This is a genomic window from Nocardioides jejuensis (assembly GCF_004337475.1).
GTDB classification, from domain to species: Bacteria; Actinomycetota; Actinomycetes; order Propionibacteriales; family Nocardioidaceae; genus Nocardioides; species Nocardioides jejuensis.
This window is the reverse complement of record NZ_SJZJ01000002.1, coordinates 172,876-197,004: the sequence shown is the minus strand read 5'-3', so window position 1 is coordinate 197,004 and position 24,129 is coordinate 172,876. Positions and strand designations below refer to the sequence as shown.

At 70.1% G+C, this 24,129-nt stretch carries 25 protein-coding genes; 18 read left to right on the top strand and 7 right to left on the bottom strand.

The annotated features are described in order from the left end of the window. Nucleotide 1 precedes the first annotated feature (1 nt). The 6 genes from EPD65_RS02410 (at nt 2) to EPD65_RS02385 (ending at nt 6,349) form a co-directional block, all read left to right on the top strand. Nucleotides 2-739, top strand: a complete 738-nt coding sequence (locus tag EPD65_RS02410) for a PIG-L family deacetylase (protein ID WP_131581559.1) — start codon at nt 2-4, stop codon at nt 737-739. A gap of 169 nt (nt 740-908) precedes the next feature. Next, complete coding sequence (locus EPD65_RS02405; RefSeq protein ID WP_131581558.1) at nt 909-1,322, top strand: hypothetical protein; 414 nt, start codon at nt 909-911, stop codon at nt 1,320-1,322. A 60-nt stretch (nt 1,323-1,382) separates the two neighbouring features. After that, nucleotides 1,383-1,937, top strand: a complete 555-nt coding sequence (locus EPD65_RS02400) for an HhH-GPD-type base excision DNA repair protein (protein ID WP_131581557.1) — start codon at nt 1,383-1,385, stop codon at nt 1,935-1,937. Nucleotides 1,938-2,345: 408 nt separating this feature from the next. Next, a complete protein-coding gene (locus EPD65_RS02395; protein WP_424450232.1) occupies nt 2,346-3,641 on the top strand; it encodes an RNA polymerase sigma factor in 1,296 nt (431 codons plus the stop codon). 90 nt (nt 3,642-3,731) lie between these two features. Then, on the top strand, nt 3,732-4,115 hold the full coding sequence (locus EPD65_RS02390) for a DUF1304 domain-containing protein (protein WP_131581555.1): 384 nt from the start codon (nt 3,732-3,734) through the stop codon (nt 4,113-4,115). A gap of 224 nt (nt 4,116-4,339) precedes the next feature. Beyond that, on the top strand, nt 4,340-6,349 hold the full coding sequence (locus tag EPD65_RS02385) for a hypothetical protein (RefSeq protein WP_131581554.1): 2,010 nt from the start codon (nt 4,340-4,342) through the stop codon (nt 6,347-6,349). Nucleotides 6,350-6,351: 2 nt separating this feature from the next. Here EPD65_RS02385 and EPD65_RS02380 read toward each other — a convergent pair whose 3' ends face one another. The 3 genes from EPD65_RS02380 to EPD65_RS02370 form a co-directional block, all read right to left on the bottom strand. Further along, the gene (locus EPD65_RS02380) at nt 6,352-7,188 is read right to left on the bottom strand and encodes an EamA family transporter (RefSeq protein WP_131581553.1); all 837 of its coding nucleotides are present in this window, start codon (nt 7,186-7,188) and stop codon (nt 6,352-6,354) included. Then, on the bottom strand, nt 7,188-7,667 hold the full coding sequence (locus tag EPD65_RS02375; RefSeq protein WP_131581552.1) for a DUF456 domain-containing protein: 480 nt from the start codon (nt 7,665-7,667) through the stop codon (nt 7,188-7,190). Before EPD65_RS02375 ends, EPD65_RS02380 begins: the two co-directional genes overlap by 1 nt. 78 nt (nt 7,668-7,745) lie before the next feature. After that, nucleotides 7,746-7,946 (bottom strand): DUF7455 domain-containing protein, encoded by a 201-nt coding sequence (locus EPD65_RS02370; protein WP_131581551.1) that lies wholly within the window; start codon nt 7,944-7,946, stop codon nt 7,746-7,748. 220 nt (nt 7,947-8,166) lie between these two features. Between EPD65_RS02370 and EPD65_RS02365 the strand changes: the two genes are divergently transcribed. From EPD65_RS02365 to EPD65_RS02350, 4 genes are read left to right on the top strand one after another with little or no spacing between them, the layout of a single operon-like run. Then, nucleotides 8,167-10,251, top strand: coding sequence for a DNA gyrase/topoisomerase IV subunit B (locus tag EPD65_RS02365; RefSeq protein WP_131581550.1), 2,085 nt, complete (start codon nt 8,167-8,169; stop codon nt 10,249-10,251). Further along, nucleotides 10,248-10,607, top strand: coding sequence for a hypothetical protein (locus EPD65_RS02360; protein ID WP_131581549.1), 360 nt, complete (start codon nt 10,248-10,250; stop codon nt 10,605-10,607). The genes EPD65_RS02365 and EPD65_RS02360 overlap by 4 nt, the downstream gene beginning before the upstream one ends. Then, nucleotides 10,604-11,065: a PaaI family thioesterase gene (locus EPD65_RS02355; RefSeq protein WP_131581548.1), complete on the top strand. Its 462-nt coding sequence runs from the start codon at nt 10,604-10,606 to the stop codon at nt 11,063-11,065. Before EPD65_RS02360 ends, EPD65_RS02355 begins: the two co-directional genes overlap by 4 nt. A gap of 47 nt (nt 11,066-11,112) precedes the next feature. Continuing rightward, nucleotides 11,113-11,349, top strand: coding sequence for a hypothetical protein (locus tag EPD65_RS02350; RefSeq protein WP_131581547.1), 237 nt, complete (start codon nt 11,113-11,115; stop codon nt 11,347-11,349). Here the strand turns inward: EPD65_RS02350 and EPD65_RS02345 are convergent. Then, a complete protein-coding gene (locus tag EPD65_RS02345; protein ID WP_131581546.1) occupies nt 11,336-11,881 on the bottom strand; it encodes a DUF1697 domain-containing protein in 546 nt (181 codons plus the stop codon). The two genes, EPD65_RS02350 and EPD65_RS02345, sit on opposite strands and share 14 nt — an antisense overlap. A 35-nt stretch (nt 11,882-11,916) precedes the next feature. On the opposite strand from EPD65_RS02345, the gene EPD65_RS02340 reads away from it, so the two are divergent. The 4 genes from EPD65_RS02340 (at nt 11,917) to EPD65_RS02325 (ending at nt 14,875) form a co-directional block, all read left to right on the top strand. Further along, on the top strand, nt 11,917-12,153 hold the full coding sequence (locus tag EPD65_RS02340; protein ID WP_131581545.1) for a hypothetical protein: 237 nt from the start codon (nt 11,917-11,919) through the stop codon (nt 12,151-12,153). After that, the gene (gene purT / locus EPD65_RS02335; protein ID WP_131581544.1) at nt 12,150-13,358 is read left to right on the top strand and encodes a formate-dependent phosphoribosylglycinamide formyltransferase; all 1,209 of its coding nucleotides are present in this window, start codon (nt 12,150-12,152) and stop codon (nt 13,356-13,358) included. Before EPD65_RS02340 ends, purT begins: the two co-directional genes overlap by 4 nt. Nucleotides 13,359-13,373: 15 nt before the next feature. Then, nucleotides 13,374-13,610, top strand: a complete 237-nt coding sequence (locus tag EPD65_RS02330) for a hypothetical protein (RefSeq protein WP_131581543.1) — start codon at nt 13,374-13,376, stop codon at nt 13,608-13,610. Nucleotides 13,611-13,705: 95 nt separating this feature from the next. Further along, nucleotides 13,706-14,875, top strand: a complete 1,170-nt coding sequence (locus EPD65_RS02325; RefSeq protein WP_131581542.1) for an RtcB family protein — start codon at nt 13,706-13,708, stop codon at nt 14,873-14,875. 79 nt (nt 14,876-14,954) lie between these two features. On the opposite strand, the gene EPD65_RS02320 is transcribed toward EPD65_RS02325, so the two are convergent. Next, complete coding sequence (locus tag EPD65_RS02320; RefSeq protein WP_131581541.1) at nt 14,955-15,449, bottom strand: beta-class carbonic anhydrase; 495 nt, start codon at nt 15,447-15,449, stop codon at nt 14,955-14,957. Between the two features lie 340 nt (nt 15,450-15,789). Between EPD65_RS02320 and EPD65_RS02315 the strand changes: the two genes are divergently transcribed. The 4 genes from EPD65_RS02315 to EPD65_RS02300 are packed head-to-tail and all read left to right on the top strand — an operon-like array spanning nt 15,790 to nt 20,871. After that, the gene (locus EPD65_RS02315; RefSeq protein WP_131581540.1) at nt 15,790-16,809 is read left to right on the top strand and encodes a glycosyltransferase; all 1,020 of its coding nucleotides are present in this window, start codon (nt 15,790-15,792) and stop codon (nt 16,807-16,809) included. Beyond that, on the top strand, nt 16,806-17,294 hold the full coding sequence (locus EPD65_RS02310; protein ID WP_131581539.1) for a hypothetical protein: 489 nt from the start codon (nt 16,806-16,808) through the stop codon (nt 17,292-17,294). Before EPD65_RS02315 ends, EPD65_RS02310 begins: the two co-directional genes overlap by 4 nt. Beyond that, nucleotides 17,291-18,490: a hypothetical protein gene (locus EPD65_RS02305; protein ID WP_131581538.1), complete on the top strand. Its 1,200-nt coding sequence runs from the start codon at nt 17,291-17,293 to the stop codon at nt 18,488-18,490. Before EPD65_RS02310 ends, EPD65_RS02305 begins: the two co-directional genes overlap by 4 nt. After that, a complete protein-coding gene (locus tag EPD65_RS02300; RefSeq protein WP_131581537.1) occupies nt 18,487-20,871 on the top strand; it encodes a DUF2206 domain-containing protein in 2,385 nt (794 codons plus the stop codon). The genes EPD65_RS02305 and EPD65_RS02300 overlap by 4 nt, the downstream gene beginning before the upstream one ends. 18 nt (nt 20,872-20,889) lie before the next feature. Here EPD65_RS02300 and EPD65_RS02295 read toward each other — a convergent pair whose 3' ends face one another. Both EPD65_RS02295 and EPD65_RS02290 read right to left on the bottom strand, forming a co-directional pair. Continuing rightward, on the bottom strand, nt 20,890-22,029 hold the full coding sequence (locus EPD65_RS02295) for a glycoside hydrolase 5 family protein (protein ID WP_131581536.1): 1,140 nt from the start codon (nt 22,027-22,029) through the stop codon (nt 20,890-20,892). A gap of 95 nt (nt 22,030-22,124) precedes the next feature. Further along, nucleotides 22,125-24,059 (bottom strand): LamG-like jellyroll fold domain-containing protein, encoded by a 1,935-nt coding sequence (locus EPD65_RS02290; RefSeq protein WP_131581535.1) that lies wholly within the window; start codon nt 24,057-24,059, stop codon nt 22,125-22,127. Nucleotides 24,060-24,129: the final 70 nt, after the last annotated feature.

The window sequence follows — 24,129 nt, the reverse complement described above, 5'->3', positions numbered from 1 at the left end:
CGTGGCGACGATCGTCTCGTTGCACGCCCACCCGGACGACGAGGCGCTGCTGACCGGTGGCTGGCTGGCCCAGCGTGCCCGCAGCGGTGACCGCGTCGTCCTCGTCTTCGCGACGGACGGCGACGCCGGGCTCAGTGACGTCGAAGGCCCGCTCGGAGCGGTCCGCCGCGGCGAGGGCGAGGCGTCGGCTCGTGCGCTCGGGGCGGCCCGGGTCATCTGGCTGGGCCACGCCGACTCCGGCATGGCTGCGTCGCCGACGCGCGGTCCGGGTCGCTTCGTCGATGTCCCCGTGGCCGACGCCGCGCGTGCCGTTGCCGACGTGCTCGACGCCGAGAACGCCGTCGTGCTGACCGGCTACGACGCCAACGGCGGTTACGGCCACCCTGACCACGTGGCGGTGCACCATGTCGCCCGTGCCGCGCAGGCCCTGGCGGAGCGCCGGCCGCTGCTGCTCGAGGCGACGCGTGACCGCACGGGTCTGGTGCGCCTGCTCCGCGTCGTCCGTCCGCTGGCGCGGTTCCTGCCCGGCCTCACGCTGCCGTCCGACGACATCTACGCCGACCCGGCGTCCGTCGTACGGCTGGACGTGCGCGACGCCGTGGAGGCCAAGCGCGCGGCCCTTGCGGCGCACGCCAGCCAGGCGACCGGGGGAGTGCGGACGGTGCGGATCCTGCTGGCCCTGCCGGGCCCGCTCGCCCGTCGGGTGCTCGGTCGCGAGTGGTTCGTCGAAGTGCCCTGACGTGCGCTGAGGGAGTGTCCCGGTGGCTCGTCCGGTCGGGACAGGGGTGTACCGGCGGGGTCCCGGGCAGGGGTGCCAGACCTTGAAGGTGCCCCGCCTGTGTCATGCCGCGAGGAGCCCGTCAGCGCAGGCTGGGGAGATCAACCCAATCCGAAAGGGGAGTCTTCTCATGTCCAGATGGATCGCCCGGGTCCTGGTGCTCCCGGTGCTCCTGCTCTCGGCCCTGGTCACCGGTCCTGCGTGGGCCGGCAGCGCGCACTTCGTGAAGAGTGCGACCTCGGTCAGCATCAGCGGAAACACCATCACCGTCTCCGGCAAGGAAGCGGGTCTGGGCGACGAGACCCAGGTCCACATCGTCCTCACGGCAACCGCCTCGTGCATCAACCCCGGGAGCCACCACCCCAAGGCCGCCAACAAGGCCGCGATCACCGTTGCGGGCGACTTCCCGGTGCAGAACGGTCGCGCGGAGTTCACGCTGACGGGCACCGCGTCGTTCCAGCCCAACTGCACGCCGCCGATGACCGTGGTCTGGAGCCCGATCACCATCACCGACACCGAGCACGACGTGTCGATGACCCTCTGACACATCACCACTCCGTCCCCGCGGGTCAGGCCGGCGGGGACCGTGGTGCACCATGGGGCCATGGCCTTCCAGATCGCCCAGGACCCTGCCGCTGACGCGGTGCTGACCGACAGCTCCTTCGCCCTCCTCGCGGGCATGGCTCTCGACCAGCAGTACCCGATGGAGCACGCGTTCCGTGGGCCGGCCAAGATCCTCGACCGCTTCGGGAGCATCGACCCGCGCGACATCGCCGCCGCCGACCCCGAGGCCTTCGCAGCGCTCTGCGCGACGACTCCGGCGATCCACCGCTTCCCGGGCTCGATGGCCGGCAAGCTCCAGGCCCTCGCCCAGCTCATCGTCGACGAGTACGACGGCGACACCGCGCGTCTCTGGAACGAGGCGAAGGACGGCAAGGAGCTCCTCAAGCGGATGACCGCGCTGCCGGGCTTCGGCAAGCAGAAGGCGCAGATCTTCATCGCGCTGCTAGCCAAGCAGGTCGGCGTACGGCCGGTGGGGTGGGAGGCCGTCGTCGGTGACTACGCGCTGGAGGGCCACCGGTCCGTCGCGGACGTCGTCGACGGGGCGTCGCTGCTCAAGGTGCGGGAGTACAAGCAGGCGAAGAAGGCGACCAAGTGAGCGGCCGCGCAAGCGAGGTACGAGCTTGAGCGCGGAGCGCGAGCGCGGGAGCCGCGAGCGCAGCGAGCAGGCTGCCGCGAAGGGCTGATCGGCCCCGGACACGCCCCGTGCCACCCCGTGGCGGAAAACATTGGGTGGCCGTGGCAGACTGTGCGCGCGGCTCTTGACGACAGCGGGCCTTGCCGCGCCCCAAACCCAGATTTCTCCCAAGAGGTGTTCGTGTCGCGCAACCTGCTTCCGGCCGAGGTCCTGTCCCACCCCGAGATCGTCGGGCTGGTGACCATCGCCGAGCCGACCGGCACCGTCACGCCGGAGCAGGTCCGCAAGGCCGCTGAGGCCGCGGCGATCGAGCCCAAGCACCTCAAGGCGCTGCTCGTGCACCTCGCCGCCGAGGGCATCACCGTCGTGATGAACGCCGACGACCACAAGGCCGTCGCCGCCACCACGCCGCGCAAGACCGCCACCGCCAAGGCGCCGGCGAAGAAGGCTGCCGCGGCGCCGGTGAAGACCGCCGCTGCCGCTCCGGCTGCGAAGAAGGCCACCGCCCCGCGCAAGACCGCCGCGCAGAAGCGCGCCGAGGCTGCCGCCGCGGAGGAGATCGTCGAGGTCGAGCTGCCCGCCGCTGCCGTGGTCGGCCCGGACGGCAAGAAGGTCCTCGCGGACGTCTCGGACGACGTGTTCGAGAAGGAGAAGGACTCCGAGGAGATCAAGGAAGTCGAGAAGGAGTCCGAGTCCTTCGTCATCTCCTCCAGCGACGACACCGACGAGCCCGTCCAGCAGGTCATGGTCGCTGGCGCGACCGCCGACCCGGTCAAGGACTACCTGAAGCAGATCGGCAAGGTCCCGCTCCTCAACGCCGAGATGGAGGTGGAGCTGGCCAAGCGCATCGAGGCCGGCCTCTTCGCCTCGGAGAAGCTCGCCAAGGGCGGCAAGATCACCCCGAAGCTCCTCGACGAGCTCGAGTGGATCACCGCTGACGGTGGCCGCGCCAAGAACCACCTGCTCGAGGCCAACCTGCGTCTCGTCGTCTCGCTCGCCAAGCGCTACACCGGCCGCGGCATGCTCTTCCTGGACCTGATCCAGGAGGGCAACCTCGGTCTGATCCGCGCCGTCGAGAAGTTCGACTACACCAAGGGCTACAAGTTCTCGACGTACGCCACGTGGTGGATCCGCCAGGCCATCACCCGCGCCATGGCCGACCAGGCCCGCACCATCCGTATCCCGGTGCACATGGTCGAGGTCATCAACAAGCTCGCGCGCGTCCAGCGCCAGATGCTCCAGGACCTGGGCCGTGAGCCCACCCCGGAGGAGCTGGCCAAGGAGCTCGACATGACCCCCGAGAAGGTCATCGAGGTCCAGAAGTACGGCCGCGAGCCGATCTCGCTCCACACGCCCCTCGGTGAGGACGGCGACTCGGAGTTCGGTGACCTGATCGAGGACTCCGAGGCGATCGTCCCGGCCGACGCGGTCTCGTTCACGCTGCTCCAGGAGCAGCTGCACGCCGTCCTCGACACGCTCTCCGAGCGTGAGGCGGGCGTCGTCTCGATGCGCTTCGGCCTCACCGACGGCCAGCCGAAGACCCTCGACGAGATCGGCAAGGTCTACGGCGTGACGCGTGAGCGCATCCGCCAGATCGAGTCCAAGACGATGTCGAAGCTGCGCCACCCGTCGCGCTCGCAGGTCCTCCGCGACTACCTCGACTGATTTCTTCGCGTACGACGCCCCCGGCCGCTGCGGTCGGGGGCGTCGTTGCATTTCCCCGCTGTATGCGGCGGCGTACGGCACGATGAGGGCATGCTGACTGCTGCCGCGGTGTTCGCCGCCCTTGCTGCGCTCCTCCACGTCTACATCTGGACCCTCGAGTCGGTGACCTTCATGGGCAAGGGCCGCAAGGCGTTCGGCATCTCGGCCGCCGATGCGGAGATCGTCCGGCCGTGGGCACTCAACCAGGGCTACTACAACCTGTTCCTGGCCATCGGCACGTTCGTCGGCGTCGGCCTGACCCTCGGAGACTGTGTCGCCGGACGGGCGCTGATCGTGTTCGGCGTGGGCTCGATGTTCGCCGCTGCGGTGGTCCTGATCGCCACCGACCGCAAGATGCTCCGCGGCGCGCTGATCCAGGGCACGTTCCCGGCGATCGCGCTGGTGCTGCTCGGCATCGACGCGCTGACGCGCTGACGCGACCCCGGCCTCGGCCCACTGCCCGGGTCCCCGGGCTGGGGTACCGGCTGGAGGCATCCGGTCAGGCTGGTCCTCAGGGGCGATGTCGTCGCGCTGCGGTGCGGAGAAGAGTGAACGGATGCGCCGGCCCTGCCATGTGGCTGCTCGGGGGCGCCTAGTCATCCGGATGGTCTGCCATGTTCGTTCGATCTGCAACACGTGCCCGCGTACGGGCTCTCACCGTGGGCTGTGCGTCGATCCTCGGCCTCGCGTTCTTCCAGGGAATGCCGGCGGCGAACGCCGTCCACGACACCAGCGTCTTCGAGCTCGACGGCAACGCCACGCGCACGGTCAGTGACGACTGGAACGAGGTCTGTTTCCAGAAGACGGGCAGTGCCGCGACCTGCGGCACCAACGTCGGCACCAACGGCGCCTCGGCAGTCGGCTGGGTCTCCGAGCCGGTCCTCAACTCCTCGATCTTCACCGGTGGCGGGTCCAAGGACCCCCAGAACATCAGCAGCTGGCTGTGGAAGGACGAGGCGGGCGGTCTGCCCGACAAGGACAACCTGCTGCACGCCTATGCCGCCCGCTACAGCGTCGCGGGCGACGACGTCATCTACTTCGGCTCCGACCGCTACGACAACAGCGGTGACGCGCAGACCGGCTTCTGGTTCTTCCAGGACGCCGTCGCGACCAGCGGACCGAAGGGTTCTGCCTTCGGTTTCACCGGCTTGCACATGAACGGCGACGTCCTCGTGGTCAGCGACTTCAGCAACGGTGGCGCGACCTCGACGATCTCCGTCTACACGTGGGACTCGGGCTGCGCGAAGGCGGCCGCGAAGCCCAAGGCTGGCGACTGCGGTGACGTCAACCTCCGCCTGCAGGAGACCAGCAACGCGGCCAACTGTGCCTCGGCGGGAGCGAACGACTCCTTCTGCGGCCTGGTGAACCCGACGAACGGCACGGCGTCGCCGTGGTCGTTCAAGGACAAGAGCGGCAACACGTCGTTCGCCCAGGGCGAGTTCTACGAAGGTGGCATCAACCTGAGCGACATCGGTCTTGGCGACAGGTGCTTCTCGGCGTTCTCGAGTGAGACCAGATCCTCGACCTCGACAACGGCGACCTTGAAGGACTTCGTGATGGGAGGCTTCGGCAACTGCGGGTCGTCCCTGACCACCCAGGCTCGCAACGCCGCCGACAGCGCCGACCTCACGTCCGTCTCGATCGGCACCGGCCTGGCGTCGGCCAAGGACCGCGCGACCATCAGCGTCACCGGCAAGGCGACGTGGGGTGGCACCGTCCAGTTCAGCCTCCACGGCCCGGTCGGTCCGACGGCCACCACCGTCAATGTCGGATCGGCGGTGCCCGTGACCCAGGCGACGTCGTTCCCGATCACCTCCGCGGCCGCGACCGTGTCGTCGGTCGGCCAGTACTGCTGGTCGGCAGCGTTCGACTCGTCCACGCAGGGTGTCCCGGATGCGGTCGACGATGGGACCAACGAGTGCTTCACGGTCGACCCCGTGACACCGGCACTCGACACCTCGGCAGGTGACGACGTCGTACTCGGGCATGCCGTCAGCGACACAGCGAGCCTGACGGGCACCGCGACCCAGCCGGGCACGACGGTGATCAACGGCGCGGCCGGACCGGCTGCCGGAGGGACGATCCAGTTCACCCTCCTCAAGGCGGACTGCAGCACCCTCGCCACGGGCACCGGCACGAACCCGCAGTCGGTCAGCGTCAGCGGGGACAACGCGAGCTACGGGCCCGTGAGCTTCACGCCGGACGCAACCGGCACCTATCACTGGAAGGCGGTCTACACACCGGCATCGGCCGACCCGAACAACCTCGGCAGCACCCACAACGGCAGCTGTGACGACACGGACGAGACGGTCGTGGTCAACACCATCCCGACCTCGCTGACGTCGGCACAGCGGTACCTGCCCAACGACCGGGTGACGGTCTCTGCGGATGCATCCGGTGGCGGCAACCTGGCCGGCTCGGTCCACTTCCTCGGGTATGAGAGCAACGACTGCTCGGGTACGCCGATCGTGGACCAGACCGTCAACGTCTCCGGAGCCTCGCCGCAGACCGTCGGTACGACCAACACGACGACCTTCAGCACCTCCTCGACGATCTCCTGGAAGGTCGACTTCACCAGCACCAACGGTGCACACCGCAGCATCGGGGCGACCTGCCTCGAGGCCTCGTCGGTGACGATCGACAACGGCGGCACCGCGCACAGCGGCTGACGTCAGCCAGCAGCAACCAGCACCACGGCCAGGCCGCAGAGCACCAGCCCTGCGGCCTGGTCGCGCAGGATGCGCTCGCGGAGCACGAACGCCGCCAGGAGGATCGTGAACGCCGGGTAGAGCGACGTCAGGATCGCCGAGACCGTCAGCGAGCCGTGCTGCGCCGCCACCATGAACGCACCCGTCGCACCGAGGCCCAGCAGGCCCGACACCACCCCGCCGTACGCCGAGCGGTCACGCGGCACCCACGCGGCCCGCACCGCGGTGGCTAGGGCGGCGACGACGGCCCCGCCCACCAGCTGGTTCACGCCCAGCGGGAGGTAGCCGGCGCTGTCCTGGATCTGGCTGAGCGCCGCGAACTGCCCGCCGAAACCCAGCCCGGCCAGCAGCCCGTCCAGTACGCCCGCTGCTGATCCGGCGCCGGCGGCGCCGCGTGGGTCGCGGGCGACCAGCCAGATGCCCGGCAGCGCGCACGCGACGCCGACCCACACGAGGACGTCGGGCCGCTCGCCGAGCGTCAGCGCGACGAGGACCGGCACCACCGCGGCGCCGACGCCGGAGATGGGGGCGACGACGCCCATGCGGCCGGCCGCGAGGCCTCGGTAGAGGAAGCCCGTGCCGACGCCAGCGCCGATGCCGCCGGCCGCGCCCCACCACAGGTCCGCCGTGGCGGGGGAGCCGGGCAGCAGGGGAGCGACGGCCAGCGTGATCAGGCCCGCGCCGAGCGCGGCAGTGAAGGCGACCGCCCATGCCGACGTACGCCGGGAGAGGAGGCCGCCGACGAAGTCCGCGACGCCGTACGCCGCGGCACCGCCGAGCGCGAGGAGTACGACGAGCATCAGGTGGTGACCGTGCCCACGACCAGCGCCGTGACCGAGACGAGCGCGAAGCTGAACTCGATCAGCATCGACAGGCCGACCGCCTTGAGGGCGCTCCACGTGCTCGAGCGGGCAGCATTCGGGCCGAGGCGCCGTGACTCGGCGAGGAAGACGCCGAGGACGAAGCCGAGCGGCAGTCCGATCACGGGGACGACGAAGAAGCCGACGATGCCGACGACAGCGCCGAGCAGCAGCGTCGTGCCGGGCACTCCGGCGGCCTTGAGCCGACGCCCGGGGACGGCGTACTGGAGGAACATGCCGAGGCCCGACAGGACCGCGACGACGGCCAGCACCGCCCAGCCGGCGGGTTCGCCGAGCACGATCGCCCACACGAGCGTCGAGGCGAGGATGACCAGGGTGCCCGGCAGGACCGGGACGAGGATGCCGACCAGACCGACGGCGGCGACCAGCAGGAAGATCAGGTCGTACAGGAAGTCCACGGGATGACTCTCTCAGAAGACGCGACCGGCCCCGGGCCGCCACAGGGGCGACGCCGGGGCCGGGTCACAGGGTCTGGGTCAGGAAGAAAGCTTGGCGGTCTCGTCGACGACGTTGACGGCGACCTCGCGGAGCTTCGTCTCGTGCTCGCGGGCGTGGTGAGCGCAGAAGAGCAGCTCGAAACCGGAGGCGAGCTCGACCTTGAGGTAGGCCTGGGCGCCGCAGCGGTCACAGCGGTCGGTGGCGGACAGGGTGCTGGCGGGAGCAACTGCAGTAGTCACAATCGGCCCTTCTTTCTTCCGTGGTGCCCGGCTCAACGAGCGGTCGAGGAAGATGATTCCCCGAACCTCTCGTGGCTCCGGCCACATCCTCACCAGCTGGACAACAGTCTGCGCCTGATGAGTGCTGGTGTCCGGCCAACATACAAAGTCGGGCAAGCCATTTACGCGCAGGCGTGCCTCCGGGGCCCTGCGGCGTGTCGCCGGTAGATTCACGCTCGAGATGACTGCTGTGAAGGACACCGAGATCGACAACTCGTACAACGCCGCGCACCTCCTGGTCCTCGAGGGCCTGGAGGCGGTGCGCAAGCGCCCCGGCATGTACATCGGCTCCACCGACACCCGCGGTCTCATGCACTGCGTGTGGGAGATCATCGACAACGGCGTCGACGAGGCCCTCGCCGGCCACGCCCGCCGGGTCGATGTCACGCTCCATGGTGACGGTTCGGTCGAGGTCTACGACGACGGTCGCGGCATCCCCACCGACAAGGAGCCCCGCACGGGCCTGACCGGTGTCGAGGTCGTCGCGACCAAGCTGCACGCGGGCGGCAAGTTCGGCGGCGGCTCGTACAACGCCACCGGTGGCCTGCACGGCGTCGGCCTCTCCGTCGTCAACGCGCTCTCGAGCCGCATGGACATCGACGTCGACCGCTCGCCGTCGCAGCAGGGCATCTCGTTCCGCCGTGGCGTCCCGGGTGTCTTCGACGGTGACAAGCCGACCGCGGCCTTCACCCCGGGCGCCGGGCTCTCCCGCAAGGGCAAGCGCGTCGCCAAGGACAAGACCGGCACCCGCGTCCGCTTCTGGCCGGACCGGCAGATCTTCACCAAGGACGCCGACTTCGTCTACGACGAGCTCGTCACGCGCGCCCGCCAGACGTCGTACATCGTGCCGGGGCTTGAGCTGGTGATCAGCGACCTGCGCGGCAGCGAGCCGGTGACGGAGAGCTTCAAGCACGACGGCGGCATCGCGGAGTTCGCGGAGTTCCTGTCGTCGGGTGAGCCGGTCACCGAGGTGCTCCGCCTGCAGGGCACCGAGACCTTCACCGAGACCGTGCCGATGCTCGACGACGCCGGGCACATGACGCCGCAGGACGTCGACCGCGACCTCTTCGTCGACGTCGCGCTGCGCTGGTCCAACAACTACGACACCGAGCTTCGGTCGTACGTCAACGTCATCGCGACGCCCAAGGGCGGCACGCACGTCAGCGGCTTCGAGAACGCAGTGACGAAGGCGTTCAACGACGTCATGCGGTCCTCCAAGGTGCTCAAGGTCAACGACACCGACGTGGTCAAGGACGACGTGCTCGAGGGCCTCACCGCGGTCGTGACCGTCCGCCTGGCGGAGCCGCAGTTCGAGGGCCAGACCAAGGAGATCCTCGGTACGCCGGCGGCGCGCACGATCGTCCGCAAGGTCGTGCTGCGCGAGCTGTCGGCGTTCCTCTCGTCGACGAAGGCCGCCGACAAGCGCCAGTCCAAGCTGGTCATGGAGAAGGTCGCCGGCGCGGCCAAGACCCGCATCGCTGCGCGCACCCACAAGGAGACGCAGCGCCGCAAGAACGCGCTGGAATCCTCCGCGCTGCCGGCCAAGCTGGCCGACTGCCGCAGCAACGACAACGACCGCACCGAGCTCTTCATCGTCGAGGGTGACTCCGCCCTCGGCACCGCGAAGCTCGCGCGCAACTCGGAGTTCCAGGCGCTGCTGCCGATCCGCGGCAAGATCCTCAACGTCCAGAAGGCCTCGGTCGCGGACATGCTCAAGAACACCGAGTGCGCCTCGATCATCCAGGTCGTCGGTGCGGGCTCCGGGCGCACGTTCGACCTCGAGGCGGCGCGCTACGGCCGGATCATCTTCATGGCCGACGCCGACTCCGACGGCTCGCACATCCGCTGCCTGCTGGCGACGCTGTTCATGAAGTACATGCCCGAGCTGCTGCGCGAGGGCCGGGTCTACTCCGCCGTTCCGCCGCTGCACCGGATCGAGGTCATGCAGCCCAAGAAGGGTCAGGAGAAGTACGTCTACACGTACTCCGACGACGAGCTCCAGCGGAAGCTCGCCGAGCTGAAGAAGAAGGGCATGCGGGTCAAGGACCCGGTCCAGCGCTACAAGGGTCTCGGCGAGATGGATGCCGACCAGCTGGCCGAGACGACGATGGACCCGCGCCACCGCACGCTGCGCCGGATCACCGTCGACGACGCCGAAGGCGCTGCCCAGATCTTCGAGCTGCTGATGGGCTCTGACGTCGCTCCGCGCAAGGAGTTCATCGTCCAGGGCGCCTACGAGATCGACGCCAATACACTCGACGCGTGAACCCCGCTCAGGCCCGCACCGCCGCCGTCAAACAGCTCAAGGCCCGCGGAGCGAAGCCCCGCAAGGGTCAGTTGCGGCTCCAGGTCGGCGACCTCTTCTGGTACGTCGACCCGCGGCTGTCCGGCGGCTCCCTCGTCATCGAGACCGGGTGCTGGTTGCCCGCGCTGGGCGGCGAGCCGGAGGGTGGCGCGGTCGACTGTCCGCTGCTCTTCGACTGGCCGGCAGCAGACCCGGCGGTCGATGCCGATCTGCTGGTCGACCTCGTCTTGGGCATCGACTCGGTCGGCGCGTTGCGACAGCGGCTCGCTGACCTGCCCGGCGTACTTGTGGACAAGGCCCTGAAGGAGATCCTGTGACCGAGGACCCCGCGATCCAGGACCGGCTCTTCCCCGACGTTCGCTGCTTCGGATGCGGTCCGGCCAACGAGGACGGCCTGCGGATCAAGAGCTATCCCGCCTCCGACCTCGTCGTGACGGCGCGGTTCACGCCGTGGCCGCAGCACGACAACGGCGTCGGCTTCCTCAACGGCGGCATCATCGCGACGCTTCTCGACTGCCACAGTGGCGCCGCGGCGTTCCACCACGCGGAGCTGCGGGGCTGGGGTCCGCTGCCCGGTGCTGCGTTCGCCTACGTCACGGCCGGCATCAACGTGCGTTACCTGCGGCCGGCTCCGCTCGATGCGACGGTGGATCTGGTTGCCGAGGTGCGTGAGGCGTCCGAGGACCAGATGAGCGTCGGCGTACGCCTCGAGCACGACGGCAAGGTGCGCGCCGAGGCCGACGCCCTCTGGAAGCGCTGGCGCCCGCGCGCCTGATGCCCGTCCGAGCACCCGGAGGCGTGATGTGCGGCAGGATTGCTGCTATGCCCCGCGTCGACAAGCGCTACGAGCCCGGTCCAGTGCTGCGGGTCATCGGGATACTCGCCACCCTCGCGGTGATAGGGCTTGTCGGCTCAATGGGCTGGGTCGGCGTCATGATTGCGACCAGTGGAGAGGTGCCTTGGTGGGGCCGAGGGCTCGGAGCACTGTGGGCTGCGCTCGGCGGGTGGCTCGTCTTCTGGCGGGCGAAAGTCCTCGTGAGCGACATCAGGGCGTGGTGAGCAGGGCCAGGAGCTTGCGGGTCGTGTTCCAGTTGCGCACCGACATCTCCTTGTAGACCTTCGTGCCGACCGCCTTGGTGAGCCGGCTCTTCGACGCGAGCTCCGCGACGCGGGTCGTGTAGAGGACACCCGGCCCGGTCCAGATCCGGTCGACCTCGGGGTGCGGCTCCGGCATGGCGGCCAGCGCCGACTCGGGGGAGAGGGACGGGCGCAGGAACCACACGTCCGGTCGCACCGCCGGGTCGTCGAGCTCCTTCGGCGCCCGCTCGATCACCTCGGCGATCTCGTCGCGGCTGCGGATGAGCACCGCGATGTCCAGACCGAACGCCTCGGCGATCACCGCCTCCACCGCCTCTGGCGTCGGAGGCGCATCGGCGGAGAAGAACAGGTTGCCGCTGTTGATGTACGTCGACACGTCGGCGTACCCGGCCTGACGGAAGGCTTCGGCGAGCTCCTTCATCACGATCTTGTTGTTGCCGCCGACGTTGATGCCGCGGAGCAGGGCGACGTAGCGCTGAGTAGTGCGGCTCATGTGGCGAGGCTACCGAGGGTCCTAGCGTCGGCTCCATGGTCATCATTCGTGCTCTGGGCTACCTCGGCGTCGCGCTGTTCGTGGCCTGGGTCGTGGGTTCGTGGGCCACGGCCGACTGCGTCAACGACTACGCCCCGACCGGTGGGGACGGCGGCCTGTGCGGACTCGGCTGGCTGGCCGCGCCGCCGGCGTTCGTCCTCGCGCTCGTGGGGGCTGCCATCGGCGGAGAGGTGTTCGTCCGGCGCCGCCGGGCTGCCAGAATGCGGCCATGACTGACTCGCCGATCATCGGCACCCCGCTCTCCGGTTCCGCCAAGCGTGCGCTGCTCCTCGGCAGCGGCGAGCTCGGCAAGGAGGTCGTGATCGAGCTGCAGCGGCTCGGCGTCGAGACCATCGCCGTCGACCGGTACGCCGACGCCCCGGCCATGCAGGTCGCTCACCGCTCGCACGTCATCGACATGCAGGACGCCTCGGCGCTGCGCGAGCTGCTCCTCGACGAGCAGCCGGACGTCGTCATCCCCGAGATCGAGGCGATAGCCACCGGCGTGCTGGCGGAGCTCGAGGCGGCTCAGGAGTGGGCGCTGCGCGTCGCGCCGACCGCCCGCGCCACGGTGCTCACGATGAACCGTGAGGGCATCCGCCGGCTGGCGGCCGAGGAGCTCGGCCTGCCGACCTCGCCGTACGCCTTCGTGGACACCTACGAGGAGCTGGAGGCCGAGGCCTCGCACCTCGGCTGGCCGGTCGTCATCAAGCCCGTCATGTCGTCGAGCGGCCACGGCCAGTCCGTCGTCCGCGCACCGGAGGACCTGCCGGCGGCGTGGGAGTTCGCGCAGACCGGTGGTCGTGGCTCGCAGACGACGCGCTGCATCGTCGAAGGCTTCGTGGACTTCGACACCGAGATCACGCTGCTGACCGTGCGTCATGCCGGTGGCACGACGTACCTCGACCCGATCTTCCACCGCCAGGTCGACGGCGACTACGCCGAGTCGTGGCAGGAGCCGTCGGACGCCACCTGGCCGTGGCTGGCCGCGGCGCAGGAGGTGGCCGGTGCTGTCACCGGCGCGCTCGGTGGCTGGGGCATCTTCGGCGTCGAGCTCTTCATCGCCGGTGACCAGGTCGTCTTCAGCGAGGTCAGCCCGCGGCCGCACGACACGGGTCTGGTGACGCTGGTCGGTCAGGACGTGTCGGAGTTCGGCCTGCACGCGCGCGCCGTCCTCGGCCTGCCGGTCGCCGTCACCCGCTGGCCGGGTGGGTGTGCCAGCTGGCCGGTGAAGGTGCACGGCGAGGGCATCCCGGAGTTCTCCGGCCTGCCCGAGGCCTACGCGGTCGATCCGTCGATCCAGCTCCGTCTCTTCGGCAAGCCGCGGGTCGATGGCGAACGCCGGGTCGCGGTCACTCTCGCGCGCGGAGCCTCTGCCGACGAGGCACGCGCGCTCGCACAGGCTGCCGCAGATGCACTCACCGTCGAGCTGCGCTGAGGCTAGGGTCGAACCATGTTTGATCTCGGTGGTTCCGAAGTCGTCCTGTTCACCGTGATGCTCTGGGTCCTGAGCGCCTGGGTCTTCTACATGATCGTGAAGGCGGCCGTCCGCAACGGAATGCTCGAGGCCGACGAGATCCGGGAGGGTCGGCGTCGCCGCAACAGCCAGCGTCCGTACGCCAACCTGACGCACGACGAGATCAAGGCGCGGATCGCCGAGCACGAGGCGCGCGAGCCCGACGCCCGCTGAGGCACACCGAAAATCTGCTGCGCAAGGGGATTCCGTCCGCCTACCTTCGCCGCGGCGTACAACGTCGTACGCCGGAACGAGAAGGTGAAAGGACCATGGAGAAGATCAACGCGAAGCTGCTGAACTGGGCTTCGCTCCTCGAGGACAACACGCGGGAGCAGGCGGAGCGGACGGCGACGATGCCGTTCGTGGAGCCGCACCTGGCGCTGATGCCGGACGCGCACCTGGGTCTGGGTGCGACGGTCGGTTCGGTGATCCCGACGGTCGGCGCGATCATGCCGGCAGCGGTCGGCGTCGACATCGGCTGCGGCATGATCGCGGTGCGTACGCAGTACGACGTCAGCGACCTGCCGACCGACCGGCGGCCGGTGCGGGAGGCGATCGAGCGGGCCGTCCCGCTGAGCGCCGGTGCGGCCAACCGCACGGTCAGCCGCGACCACACGGAGCAGCGGCTCAAGGATCTGACGGAGCGCGCCGAGCAGGCCGGCTTCGACCCGTCGACGTACGCCGCGCGCTGGGAGCTGCAGCTGGGCACGCTCGGCTCGGGCAACCACTTCATCGAGGTGACTGCCGACGAGCTCGGCCGGGTCTGGCTCTTCCTGCACTCGGGTTCGCGGGGCGTCGGCAACCGGATCGCGCAGCGGCACATCAAGGTCGCGCAGGAGTACTGCCGCCGGCACTTCGTGGAACTGCCCGACCGTGACCTGGCGTACCTGGTCGAGGGCACTGCCGAGTTCGATGCCTACATCGGCCAGATGCAGTGGGCGCAGCACTACGCGCTGCTCAACCGCGAGGAGATGATGGATCGCGTGGTCCGGCAGTTCTCGGATTGGGTCGGCGGCGACGTCGAGCGGCTCGAGGAGATCAACTGCCACCACAACTACACCGAGCGTGAGCACCACCTCGGTCGCGATGTCTGGCTGACCCGGAAGGGTGCGATCAACGCGGCCGCGGGTCGCGATGGTCTGATTCCTGGCTCGATGGGCACGGCGTCGTACGTCGTGCGGGGGCTGGGCAACCCGGCGTCGTTCGACTCGGCGCCGCACGGCGCGGGCCGGACCTACTCGCGCACGGCGGCACGGCGTACCTTCACGCACGACCAGCTGCGTGCGGCCATGGTGGGCATCGAGTATCGCGACACAGACGCGTTCATCGACGAGATCCCGGCTGCGTACAAGGACATCGATCAGGTGATGGAGGATGCCGCCGATCTCGTGGAGGTGCGGCACACGCTCCGCCAGCTGGTGAACGTGAAGGGTGACTGAGCCGCTCGCGCAGCAGAAAGGGGTGGACTTCTCGTCAGCATGTGACGAGAAGTCCACCCCTTGTGCTGGGGGACAGCGCTCAGAACTTCTGCTCGAGCAGACCCGTCTCGACGTCGTAGATGAAGCCGCCGACGCTGACTGACTCCGGGATGAGCGGGTGCGCCTTGACCTTGCGCACGTCGGCCTCGAGGGCGGCGAGCTGGTCGGCGATCGGGTGGAAGGCGTGCCACGAGGCATCGACGCCGGCGGACGCGCCGACCTTGGCCTGGAGCTCGGCCTCGCTGAACTTCGTCATGGCGCACGAGGTGTGCGGGATGACGAGGATGCGCTGGACGCCGAGGAGGTGGACACCGAGCACGAGGGCCTCCATGGCCTGCTCGTAGACGCGGCCACCCGGGTTGCGGAAGATCTTCGCGTCGCCCGGCGCCAGGCCGAGCAGACCCAGCGGGTCGATGCGGGAGTCCATGCAGGTCACGATGGCAACGCCCGCCTTCGCGACACCGTCGAACCCGGCCAGGCCGAAGTCCGCGGCGTACTCCTTGTTTGCTGCCAGAAGATCGTCGAAGTCACCCATGGGAGGAACGTAACGGAGTGCGGATTTCGGCGGCATTGCCGCGCCCGCACCGTGGTACGTCGACCTGACCATGTGAAGAGTGATTCACATGCTTCGGGGAGAGCCTGCCTTTTCGTACGCCTCTGCAACTGCGTCAGACCTTGTGGCAAGTATCACTATCTATTTTCGTGACCCCTGGATCCGAGCCCCGTTGGTGGGGGTGACGCAGTTGTGAGTACTGGATGAGGCTCGCCGCTCGGGAGGCGCGGGTCGTACGGCGAGAGCACGCTGTCTGGCCTGGTCCTCACGAGCATTGGGGGAGCAGATGCGGGTCCTGCACAGGTTCGAACTGGTTGAGGGGATGTCGAGCGAGCCGCTCTTCCCCAACGTGTCGATCGCGGCCATCGTGCCGTGCTACAACGAAGAGGCCGCTGTTGCGGACGTCGTCCGGGGGCTGCAGCAAGCCGTGCCTGGCATCGAGGTCTACGTCTACGACAACAACAGCAGCGACCGCACCGCCGAGGTCGCCAGGGCCGCGGGCGCACACGTCCGCAGCGAGAGCCATCCGGGCAAGGGCAACGTCGTCCGCCGGGCCTTCGCCGACATCGACGCCGACGTCTACCTGATGATCGACGGCGACGACACCTACGACGCGGCCGCGGCTCCGGCCCTCATCGGCACGCTCCTCGAGGGGCCGTACGACCACGTCCTGGGGATCCGTGCGCCGGAGAGCGCGACCGAGGCGTACCGGCACGGTCACCAGTTCGGCAACCGGATCATCAACGCGGCGGTGGCGCGGCTCTTCGGCGAGCACGTCACGGACATGCTCAGCGGTTACCGGGTGATGAGCCGCCGCTTCGTGAAGAGCTTCCCGGCATCGTCGCGTGGCTTCGAGATCGAGACCGAGCTGACGGTGCACTGCTTGACCCTGCGCGTGCCCTGCGCGTCGGTGCCGGTCGGCTTCCGGGATCGCCACGAAGGCAGCGAGTCGAAGCTCAACACCTTCCGGGACGGCTTCCGCATCCTCTCGACGATCCTGCGGCTCTTCCGCTACGAGCGGCCCGCGCGGTTCTATGGCGCGCTCGGCCTGCTCGGGTTCCTGGTCATCGGGGTCCCGGCGCTCCTCGAGGAGGTGCTGCCCGGCCTTCCGCTGCCGCACTTCTCGGCGTTCCTCGTGGTCGCGCTGTTCTGCCTGATGGTGACGATCAGCATGATCGACGACACCCAGGCGCGGGCCCGCCACGACAACGCGCACCTGGTCTACATGCAGCAACCGGCGCCGTACTGCCTCGAGGCGTCGGCGGTGACGATCGACCGGGACGACGACGCGCCGGACGACCTGGCCCGCCACGACGGGACGGTCGTTACGGTCACCCTGTGACAGACGGGTGGGAAGACGCCGGCCACGGCAACTGGCGTGCTCCCGCGCCCTGGTGGAAGCGCGTCTGGGTCGTGACACCGCTGCTGGTGGTGGTCGGTGCCGGGGCCGTCGCGGCCTCGCCGGACCTGCGCCATCAGGTGGCGCTGTCGACGACCCGTGTCGACCCGCAGTTCGTCGAGCTCTCCTTCGCGGACGAGACCCTGGCCCGCGCCTGCCTCCACACGTCGCAGGGATCCGGATTCGTTATCGCTGTCCGTAGCCACCTCGATGCGCCGGCGATGCTCCACTGGACGGCGACGGTGAGCGCGGGACGCTCCGTGGGCCGCGGTCCCGCACCGCATGGCGACCTGGACACGCGGCCGGGGGAGACCGTCGACGCCACCGTCAGGTACGCCGCTCCCGGGCGTTCCTACACCGTCACGATCAACCTGACCGGCCGACCCGAACACCTGGTGCTCCAGTGCGGCGAGGGGGGAACGTCATGACGCGGCGCAAAGGACGGGCTGACGCCATCGACCGCGCCTGGAGCGGGATCCGCTACACCCGCGCCTGCGTCGGCCTCGAGGTGCCGCCGCTCGCCGACCTGCGGGCGGCGCTGGTGACGGTCGCGCGACTCGATCCCGTGGTCGCTCGGCACTATGCGCCGGACGGATCGTGGCGAGCGGTCGCGGACGACGATCTGGCGGCGTGGTCCGCCTCCGTCGTGACGGCGGTCGACGACAGCAACACCGGCACGGACCAGATCCTTGCCCGCGCGCGTGAGGCGGCGTTGACCAGCCGGTTCCACGTCCTCGTCGGCACGGACTGGCTGGCGCTGGCTGCCGACCACGGCCTCGGTGACGGGCAGACCGCTGACCTGCTCCTCGTCCAGCTGCTGCTGCAAGCGGCCTCCGGTGCGACCGTTCCGCTGCACTGGCAGCGTCTGGGCCCGGTACGCCGGGACGCGCGCGTCGCGGCCGGCGTGGCCCGCAACATCGGCTCGGTCCGCTGGGTGCTCGACCACCGTCAGGCGCTCGCGGGCGGCAGCTATGGACCGATGGAGCCGACGGAGCCCCACCGGCTCATCGTCGATGTGAGTGACGCGGACTTCATGGCCGGGATCCGCAAGCGGCGGGACGAGCACCATCCGGGTGCTTCGGCTGCTGCGGTCGCCATCGCGGGACTCCGGGCTGGCATCGCCGCCGAGCTCGGCGAGCCCCGACCGGGGTTCGAGTGCCTCTTCAACACGCGTGCGCGGGATCGTGGCGGCCTGACCGCGTGGGGCAACTGGTCGGCAGGCGTCTACCTGGAGCCGACCGATGACGACGATCCCTCGAGCATCGGCGCCACGCTGGCCGAGGCGCGCTCGCGCGGGGTCGCGTCGTACGCGCTGGCCGCGACACGTGCGGCTGCTCGTCGTGCGGGCCGTAGCGAGGGGCCGCGCGGCGTCATTGCCGAAGGTCGACCGCGGCTGACCGTGTCGTACATGACCGACCGGGGCCTCGCGGCGGCACCCGGATTCGTCCCCGGTCAGACCCTGGTGGTCACCGACACGGTGCCCAACGGGCTCGACACCATCACGTTCCAGATCGTCGAGACGGCGGGGCGACTCGTGGTCTCGACGGCCTTCTTCCCGGAAGCGTGGGAGCCCGACCGCGTGGCGGCGGGCGTACGCCGGTTCCTCAGCGGGGGGCAGGGATGAGCGTCTTCTTCGCGGGCGAGTCGACGACGGCTGAGCGGGACGAGGCGACGCGCGACCCCATCGGCGTACCGGTGCTGGCGATCCTCGCCGTCCTTGCCGGCGAGGGCTTCGTCCTTGCCGACATCGACATCCCCGTGGTGCGCCCGCTGGTCGGGGCGGCGGTGCTCGTCGGCGTTCCGACGTTCGTGCTGGCGCGCTGGTCGTTCTGGCACTTCCGGGACCGTGTGGCGGCGCGGCTCTTCGCTCTCGGCACGACGCTGCTCGGGATCCTGCTGGGCACGCTGCTGCTGAACACGCTCCTGCCGTTCCTGGGCATCGCCCGCCCGCTGCAGCTCCCGGCCTTCGTGACCGTCTCGACGATCGCGGACATCTCGCTCCTGGCCGGAGCAGGTCGACGGGGGCCCGGGCGCTCCGAGGTGGGCCGCTGGCTACGCCGCTCGCTCCGCGCTCGTTTCAGCCCGGACATCACGCTCGCGGCCCTGGCGCTCGTCCTGGCGGTCGGCGGCGCGATCAGGCTCAACAACGGCGCCGACGGCTGGATGGCAGTGGCCGCGCACGTGATGGCCGTGGCAGCGCTCGCCGTGTCCTTCCTGCGGCCACCGCGCCGCCACCGGCACCAGTGGACGATCTACCTCGCCGCGGTTGCCCTGCTCCTCGGCACGTCGTTGCGCGGGTGGTTCATCACCGGCCACGACATCAACCTCGAGTACCTCTCGTGGGTGATCACGGCGCGGCACCAGCACTGGTCGATGGCCGACTTCCCGTCGGCGTACCACGCGTGCCTGAGCGTGAACCTCCTCCCGCAGGTCTTCTCGACGTTCCTCGGGATCCCCGCGGTGGCGGTCTTCAAGGTCGTCGCGCAGCTGCTCTTCGCGTTGGTGCCCGTGACCGTCTACGTGACCGGCCGGCGGCTCTTCATCCCACGCGTGGCGTTCTTCGGTGCAGCGGTGTTCATGCTCTTCCCGACGTTCACGACCGACATGGCGTACCTGACACGGCAGGAGCTGGCGTTCCTCTTCGTCGCCCTGGCCGTGCTCGCCACCTGCCTCGATGACGTCCGGCCCCGGACGCGGCAGCTGCTGACCTTCGCCTTCGGCGTCGGAGTCGTGGTGTCGCACTACTCCACGACGTACCTGCTGATCATCATGCTGACCTTCACGCTCATCGCGTCCCGGGGCCTGCCGCTGCTCGAGCGCTGGCGCCGTGAGCGGGCAGCTGCGCACGGTCGCAGCTGGGCGCTGCGCGGGCGCTACCGGGCCGCGCGTCCCCGACTCTCGTGGTCACTCGCGGCGCCCGGCGTCGTGCTCGGCCTGATCATCAGCGCGTGGGGCTGGTCCACGCCGATCACGCACTCCGGCGGACACCTGGTGGATGTGGTCAGCAACCTCTCCGGGGCGCTGGTCGAGGGCAAGCTCGTCGCCGGCTCGTCGGACCTCAAGTTCATCGGCGGCGGTGGCCCGTCGGCCGAGGACCGCTTCTCGGACTACTACGCGGCGGCCCGCGAGCTCCGCGACGCCGAGAAGGGGGAGTACGTCGTACCACCCGACTCGGTCGATGCCGCCGAGCCCGAGCTGCTCGACCCCGCGTCCGTGCCGCCTACCGCAATGGGCCGCGACGTCGCCGATGTCGGTGTCGACCCCGCAGCCGTCAACGCGATCGCGCGGACGCTGGCCGGCGTCGTGCTGGAGCTCCTGCTGATGCTCGGTGTGCTCGGGCTCGTGCTCCGCGCGCGCTCGACGCGCGTCGTGGGCCGGGAGCAGTTCTGGCTGATGCTGGGCAGCCTCGTCGCGCTCGCCGCGATCGTCGTCGTTCCCGGTCTCTCGGCGGACTACGGCGTGCTGCGCGCGTTCCAGCAGACCCTGATCCTGGTCGCGCCGCTGGTCGGCGTCGGTCTGTGGAGCATCGTCGACTGGCTCGGCCGAGGAGCTGCACGTGCCGGCGCGCTCACCATCGCCGTGCTGGGCGTGGTGCTCACCGGGGCGCAGTCCGCCGCCCTGGGCGACTACCCGGGGAGCATCGCGCAGGCCAACGGCGGCCAGTACTTCCAGATGCTGTACGTCGACCAGCGCGAGATGGTTGCCGAGCAGTGGCTCGGTGCCCACCTGCGGGGCACCGGCCCGCAGTTCGTCACCACCAACGGCACGGTGGTGATGACGCGCATGGAGACGCTGCTCCCCGAGTCGGCAACGGTCCTCGACAACTTCCTGCCCCTGCTCCTCCAGCGCGGGGCGTACGTCGTCGCCTCACCGGAGTCGGTCAGCTATGGACGCGCGACGGTCTTCCACACCGGTGACCTGCTGACCTACGCCTACCCGCGTGACTTCCTGGAGCGGCGGTTGAGCCTGATCTACTCGACGGGCGACACGGAGATCTACCGCTGAGGTCGCTGGCCGGGCGAGCTACCGCCCGGCGTGCAGCGCGCGGCGCAGGGCTCCGACCACGGGCCGCGGCGTTCCGTCGGACTCCCAGAGGCCGAAGCGGCCCCGGTAGTCCGACGCCCCGGCGACGTCGCGCCAGGTGTTGACGAAGTAGCCGCCGACCGTGGGCTGCTGCCGGGCCAGGCGGAGACCGGCGAGGATGATCGCCGTCTGCTGCCGCTCGTCCACGAACGGCGCGCGCACGCTGCCCTCGGCCACCGGTGCACCGAACTGCGTGACCCAGATTGGCGTGGTGGGACCGATGGCGCGATTGATCGCCTGGCGCAGGCCACCCTCCGGCGTCAGCCCGTACCAGGCGGTCGCCGGCCGGCTCGTCGCGGACGGCAGCGCAGGGAAGGTGTACGGGTCGAAGCCGACCGCGTCGACCTTGCACCGGGCCACGCAGGCAGCCCGGACGAACACGGCCGGGTCGATGCCATCGGCAGCGTGGTCGGGCACGGCGAGGGAGCCGAAGATGACCTGCACGCGACCGCGGTGGCCGTCGCGGAGGGCGGCGGCTGCGCGACGCACGACATCGCCGTACGCCGCAGGGTTGGGGCTCTTCCAGAACATGTCGAGGTTGGGCTCGTTCCACACCTGGAACGTGCGTACGCCGCGCGGGACGTAGCGCTCGCCCACCTCCCCGACGAACCGGCCGAACGCAGCGGCCTGAGCAGGCGGGCACGTGAAGCTGGAGCACCCGCGCACGCGGGCCCACGCGGGCGTGTAGGTCACGAGGCCCAGCACGTGGATCCCGTGCTTCCGCGCGGCGTCGACGACCCGATCCGTCGGCCCCCACACCCAGGCGTCGGCGGACGTCGGCTGGATCTCGGTCCAGGAGAAGTCGACCCGGATCCAGGTGATGCCGGTGGCGGCGATCTCCGACACCGCGGCGTCGAGGTCGGCGCGGTCGAGCCCGAGCAGCGAGCTGCCGGTGTTGAGGCCGACCGGCAGGACGCGGCGCGGGTGGGCCGTGTGCGACGTCGACGGGTCAGCGGCCGGCTTGCGTCCGGGGGCCTTGCCGTCGAAGACGAGGACAGCGACGAACGCCGCCGCGAGCAGCGCAACGGCGATCAGGACGACCAGCATCGACCGTCGGACCGAGTCGTCGCGTGCGCTCATGTTCGCTACCCCCGGGATCCGCGTGTTGACCGTGTGACGGTCACCGGCGCCAACCATGACGCACTTGTGCGCCGAAGGTAGTGGTTCCGGGTGGATCAGCAGGTGCGGCGCGCGCTCGTGGCGAGAGCGAGCTGCTGTGCCGCGGTGAGGGCCTTGGGGAAGACCGCCAGGTTGCTCACCGCGCCGCGGAACCCGGACGTCAGCGAGCCGACCTCGACGCCCGTCAGCGCAGCGGCCTTCGAGGCCTTCGAGCCGGAGGCGACGCCGTCGACGTACAGGGTGGTCTTCTTCGCCGCACCGTCGGCGACGAGGGCGAAGTAGTGCCAGGTGCCCGTCGCGGCGTTGGCGGCGATCTCCGAGCCCCACGTGCCGCCCGTGGGCGGCGGTCCGTAGCCGGCGACCTGCGCGTGCGACGGGGCGTCGACGGTCAGGTTGTACGTCGTCAGGGTGCCGCCGGAAACGCCCGCGGCGTGGAGGAACGTCGCGTAGTCGGCCGATGCGCTGTTCATCCGGGCCCACACGCCGATCGACCAGGTGGTCGGGTTGCCCGGAACGGGGACCGTCACCTTCTGTGCGTCGCTGCCGACCTGGCTGCCGCCGGTGAGCCACGAAGGGACGCCGGAGGCAGCCGCCGGTGCACCGCTCCAGCCGGTCGGGCTGAGCGTGGACGACGCGGTCGCGCCGAGCGTGGAGGCGAGGGTCGTGTAGTCAGCGGACGCGGTGCAGGCCTGGGCCCCGCCCGAGGTCGGGGCGCCGAGGTGGACCAGCGTCACCGCTCCGTTGACCGGGATGTCGAAGGTGGTGCCTGTGCCGAGGGTCGTGACCGCATTGCCCCGCGAGGGCTGGCGCGTGGTCATGGTGGCGGAGCCGGTGACGGTCATCCGCACCTTGCCCGCGCCGACGCCCGACGGAGCAGCCAGCCACAGGGCGACCGTCTGGCCGCCGCCATGCGGGTCGGTGATCGTGAGCGAGCGCAGCAGGCTGCCGCCGCCGACCAGCTTCGTCGTGTACGGCGCGCTTGCGCGGCTCCCCGCCTGGACGGAGGACGGGGCGCCGCCGGCGAGGTCGCCCAGCAGGTTCCGGATCGCCGTGAACGCCGGCTTGCGGCTGTTGTCGTAGCGGACCAGGCCGAAGTGCTGCTCGGGGTCGGTCTTGAGACCGTCCTTCTTCTCGTCCAGCAGCTCGTAGAGGTAGGTGTGGGCGACGCCGATCCGCTTGTGGTCGAGCAGGGTGCGCACGACGTAGTCGGCGGCGGCGGCCTCGGTGGCGGCGTACGGGTAGCTGGCGGTGCCGAGGTTGGTGTAGCCCGACTCGGTGACGTACTGGGGGAGCGAGGTGCCCTGCGCCTGGGCGAACGCCGGCAGGCGGCTCTCCGCGGGGAGCTCGGGTCCCTTGCCGATCGCGTAGGTGTGGGCGTTGCCGAGGGTGGCGGCGTCGGTCACGGAGCCGTAGGTGGCCACCGACTCGGGACGGCAGAACGACGGGGCCAGGAGCGGCAGGTTGGCCGTGGCGGCATCGCCGCGGACGGCTGTCTGGAGCGCCGTGGTGTAGCTCCGCAGGGGAGCGGCCCACGACGACGGGCCGGTGCAGTCGAACTCGTTGACCGGCTCGACCGCATCGACGTACGGCGCGAGCTGGCGGAGCTCGCTGATCTGCTCCGGGTCGACGCTGAGCGTGGCGCCGCTGCGGACGCCGCTCAGGTGGAGGACGGAGGTGATGCCGTGGGCGCCGAGCGTGGCCAGGGCGGCCACCTCGTCGGGCCGCTTGCCGGCGAGGCCGTCACGGACGTGGCGGACGCCGAGGTCCTGGAGCGCGGTCAGGACGCGGTCGCTGTCGGCGTACGTCGTGTCGCTGAAGTGCATGTGCACGTTGACGCCGACCGAGTCGATGAGGTCGTACGCCGTCGTGGTGGTGCCGCTGGTCGCGCCGGTGTCGGCGACGACGGCTCCGGCCGGTGCGGCGTGCAGGCCGAGCGCCACGAGACCGACTGCGAGCGCGCGCAGGAGCACGCGTCGTGCAGACGTGTTCATGGGGTCCGCTCTCTACTCGGTGGTCGCGACGATGAGACCTGGATGGGTCTCCGGCCATCGGGAGGAAACG

What these genes read in the sequence shown, in the direction of transcription:
- EPD65_RS02405 (WP_131581558.1), top strand. Translation starts at nt 909, where the DNA reads ATGTCCAGATGGATCGCCCGGGTCCTGGTGCTCCCGGTGCTCCTGCTC.
- EPD65_RS02400 (WP_131581557.1), top strand. Translation starts at nt 1,383, where the DNA reads ATGGCCTTCCAGATCGCCCAGGACCCTGCCGCTGACGCGGTGCTGACC.
- EPD65_RS02395 (WP_424450232.1), top strand. Translation starts at nt 2,346, where the DNA reads ATGAACGCCGACGACCACAAGGCCGTCGCCGCCACCACGCCGCGCAAG.
- EPD65_RS02390 (WP_131581555.1), top strand. Translation starts at nt 3,732, where the DNA reads ATGCTGACTGCTGCCGCGGTGTTCGCCGCCCTTGCTGCGCTCCTCCAC.
- EPD65_RS02380 (WP_131581553.1), bottom strand. Translation starts at nt 7,188, where the DNA reads ATGCTCGTCGTACTCCTCGCGCTCGGCGGTGCCGCGGCGTACGGCGTC.
- EPD65_RS02365 (WP_131581550.1), top strand. Translation starts at nt 8,167, where the DNA reads ATGACTGCTGTGAAGGACACCGAGATCGACAACTCGTACAACGCCGCG.
- EPD65_RS02350 (WP_131581547.1), top strand. Translation starts at nt 11,113, where the DNA reads ATGCCCCGCGTCGACAAGCGCTACGAGCCCGGTCCAGTGCTGCGGGTC.
- EPD65_RS02345 (WP_131581546.1), bottom strand. Translation starts at nt 11,881, where the DNA reads ATGAGCCGCACTACTCAGCGCTACGTCGCCCTGCTCCGCGGCATCAAC.
- EPD65_RS02340 (WP_131581545.1), top strand. Translation starts at nt 11,917, where the DNA reads ATGGTCATCATTCGTGCTCTGGGCTACCTCGGCGTCGCGCTGTTCGTG.
- purT (WP_131581544.1), top strand. Translation starts at nt 12,150, where the DNA reads ATGACTGACTCGCCGATCATCGGCACCCCGCTCTCCGGTTCCGCCAAG.
- EPD65_RS02330 (WP_131581543.1), top strand. Translation starts at nt 13,374, where the DNA reads ATGTTTGATCTCGGTGGTTCCGAAGTCGTCCTGTTCACCGTGATGCTC.
- EPD65_RS02325 (WP_131581542.1), top strand. Translation starts at nt 13,706, where the DNA reads ATGGAGAAGATCAACGCGAAGCTGCTGAACTGGGCTTCGCTCCTCGAG.
- EPD65_RS02320 (WP_131581541.1), bottom strand. Translation starts at nt 15,449, where the DNA reads ATGGGTGACTTCGACGATCTTCTGGCAGCAAACAAGGAGTACGCCGCG.
- EPD65_RS02315 (WP_131581540.1), top strand. Translation starts at nt 15,790, where the DNA reads ATGTCGAGCGAGCCGCTCTTCCCCAACGTGTCGATCGCGGCCATCGTG.
- EPD65_RS02305 (WP_131581538.1), top strand. Translation starts at nt 17,291, where the DNA reads ATGACGCGGCGCAAAGGACGGGCTGACGCCATCGACCGCGCCTGGAGC.
- EPD65_RS02300 (WP_131581537.1), top strand. Translation starts at nt 18,487, where the DNA reads ATGAGCGTCTTCTTCGCGGGCGAGTCGACGACGGCTGAGCGGGACGAG.
- EPD65_RS02295 (WP_131581536.1), bottom strand. Translation starts at nt 22,029, where the DNA reads ATGAGCGCACGCGACGACTCGGTCCGACGGTCGATGCTGGTCGTCCTG.
- EPD65_RS02290 (WP_131581535.1), bottom strand. Translation starts at nt 24,059, where the DNA reads ATGAACACGTCTGCACGACGCGTGCTCCTGCGCGCGCTCGCAGTCGGT.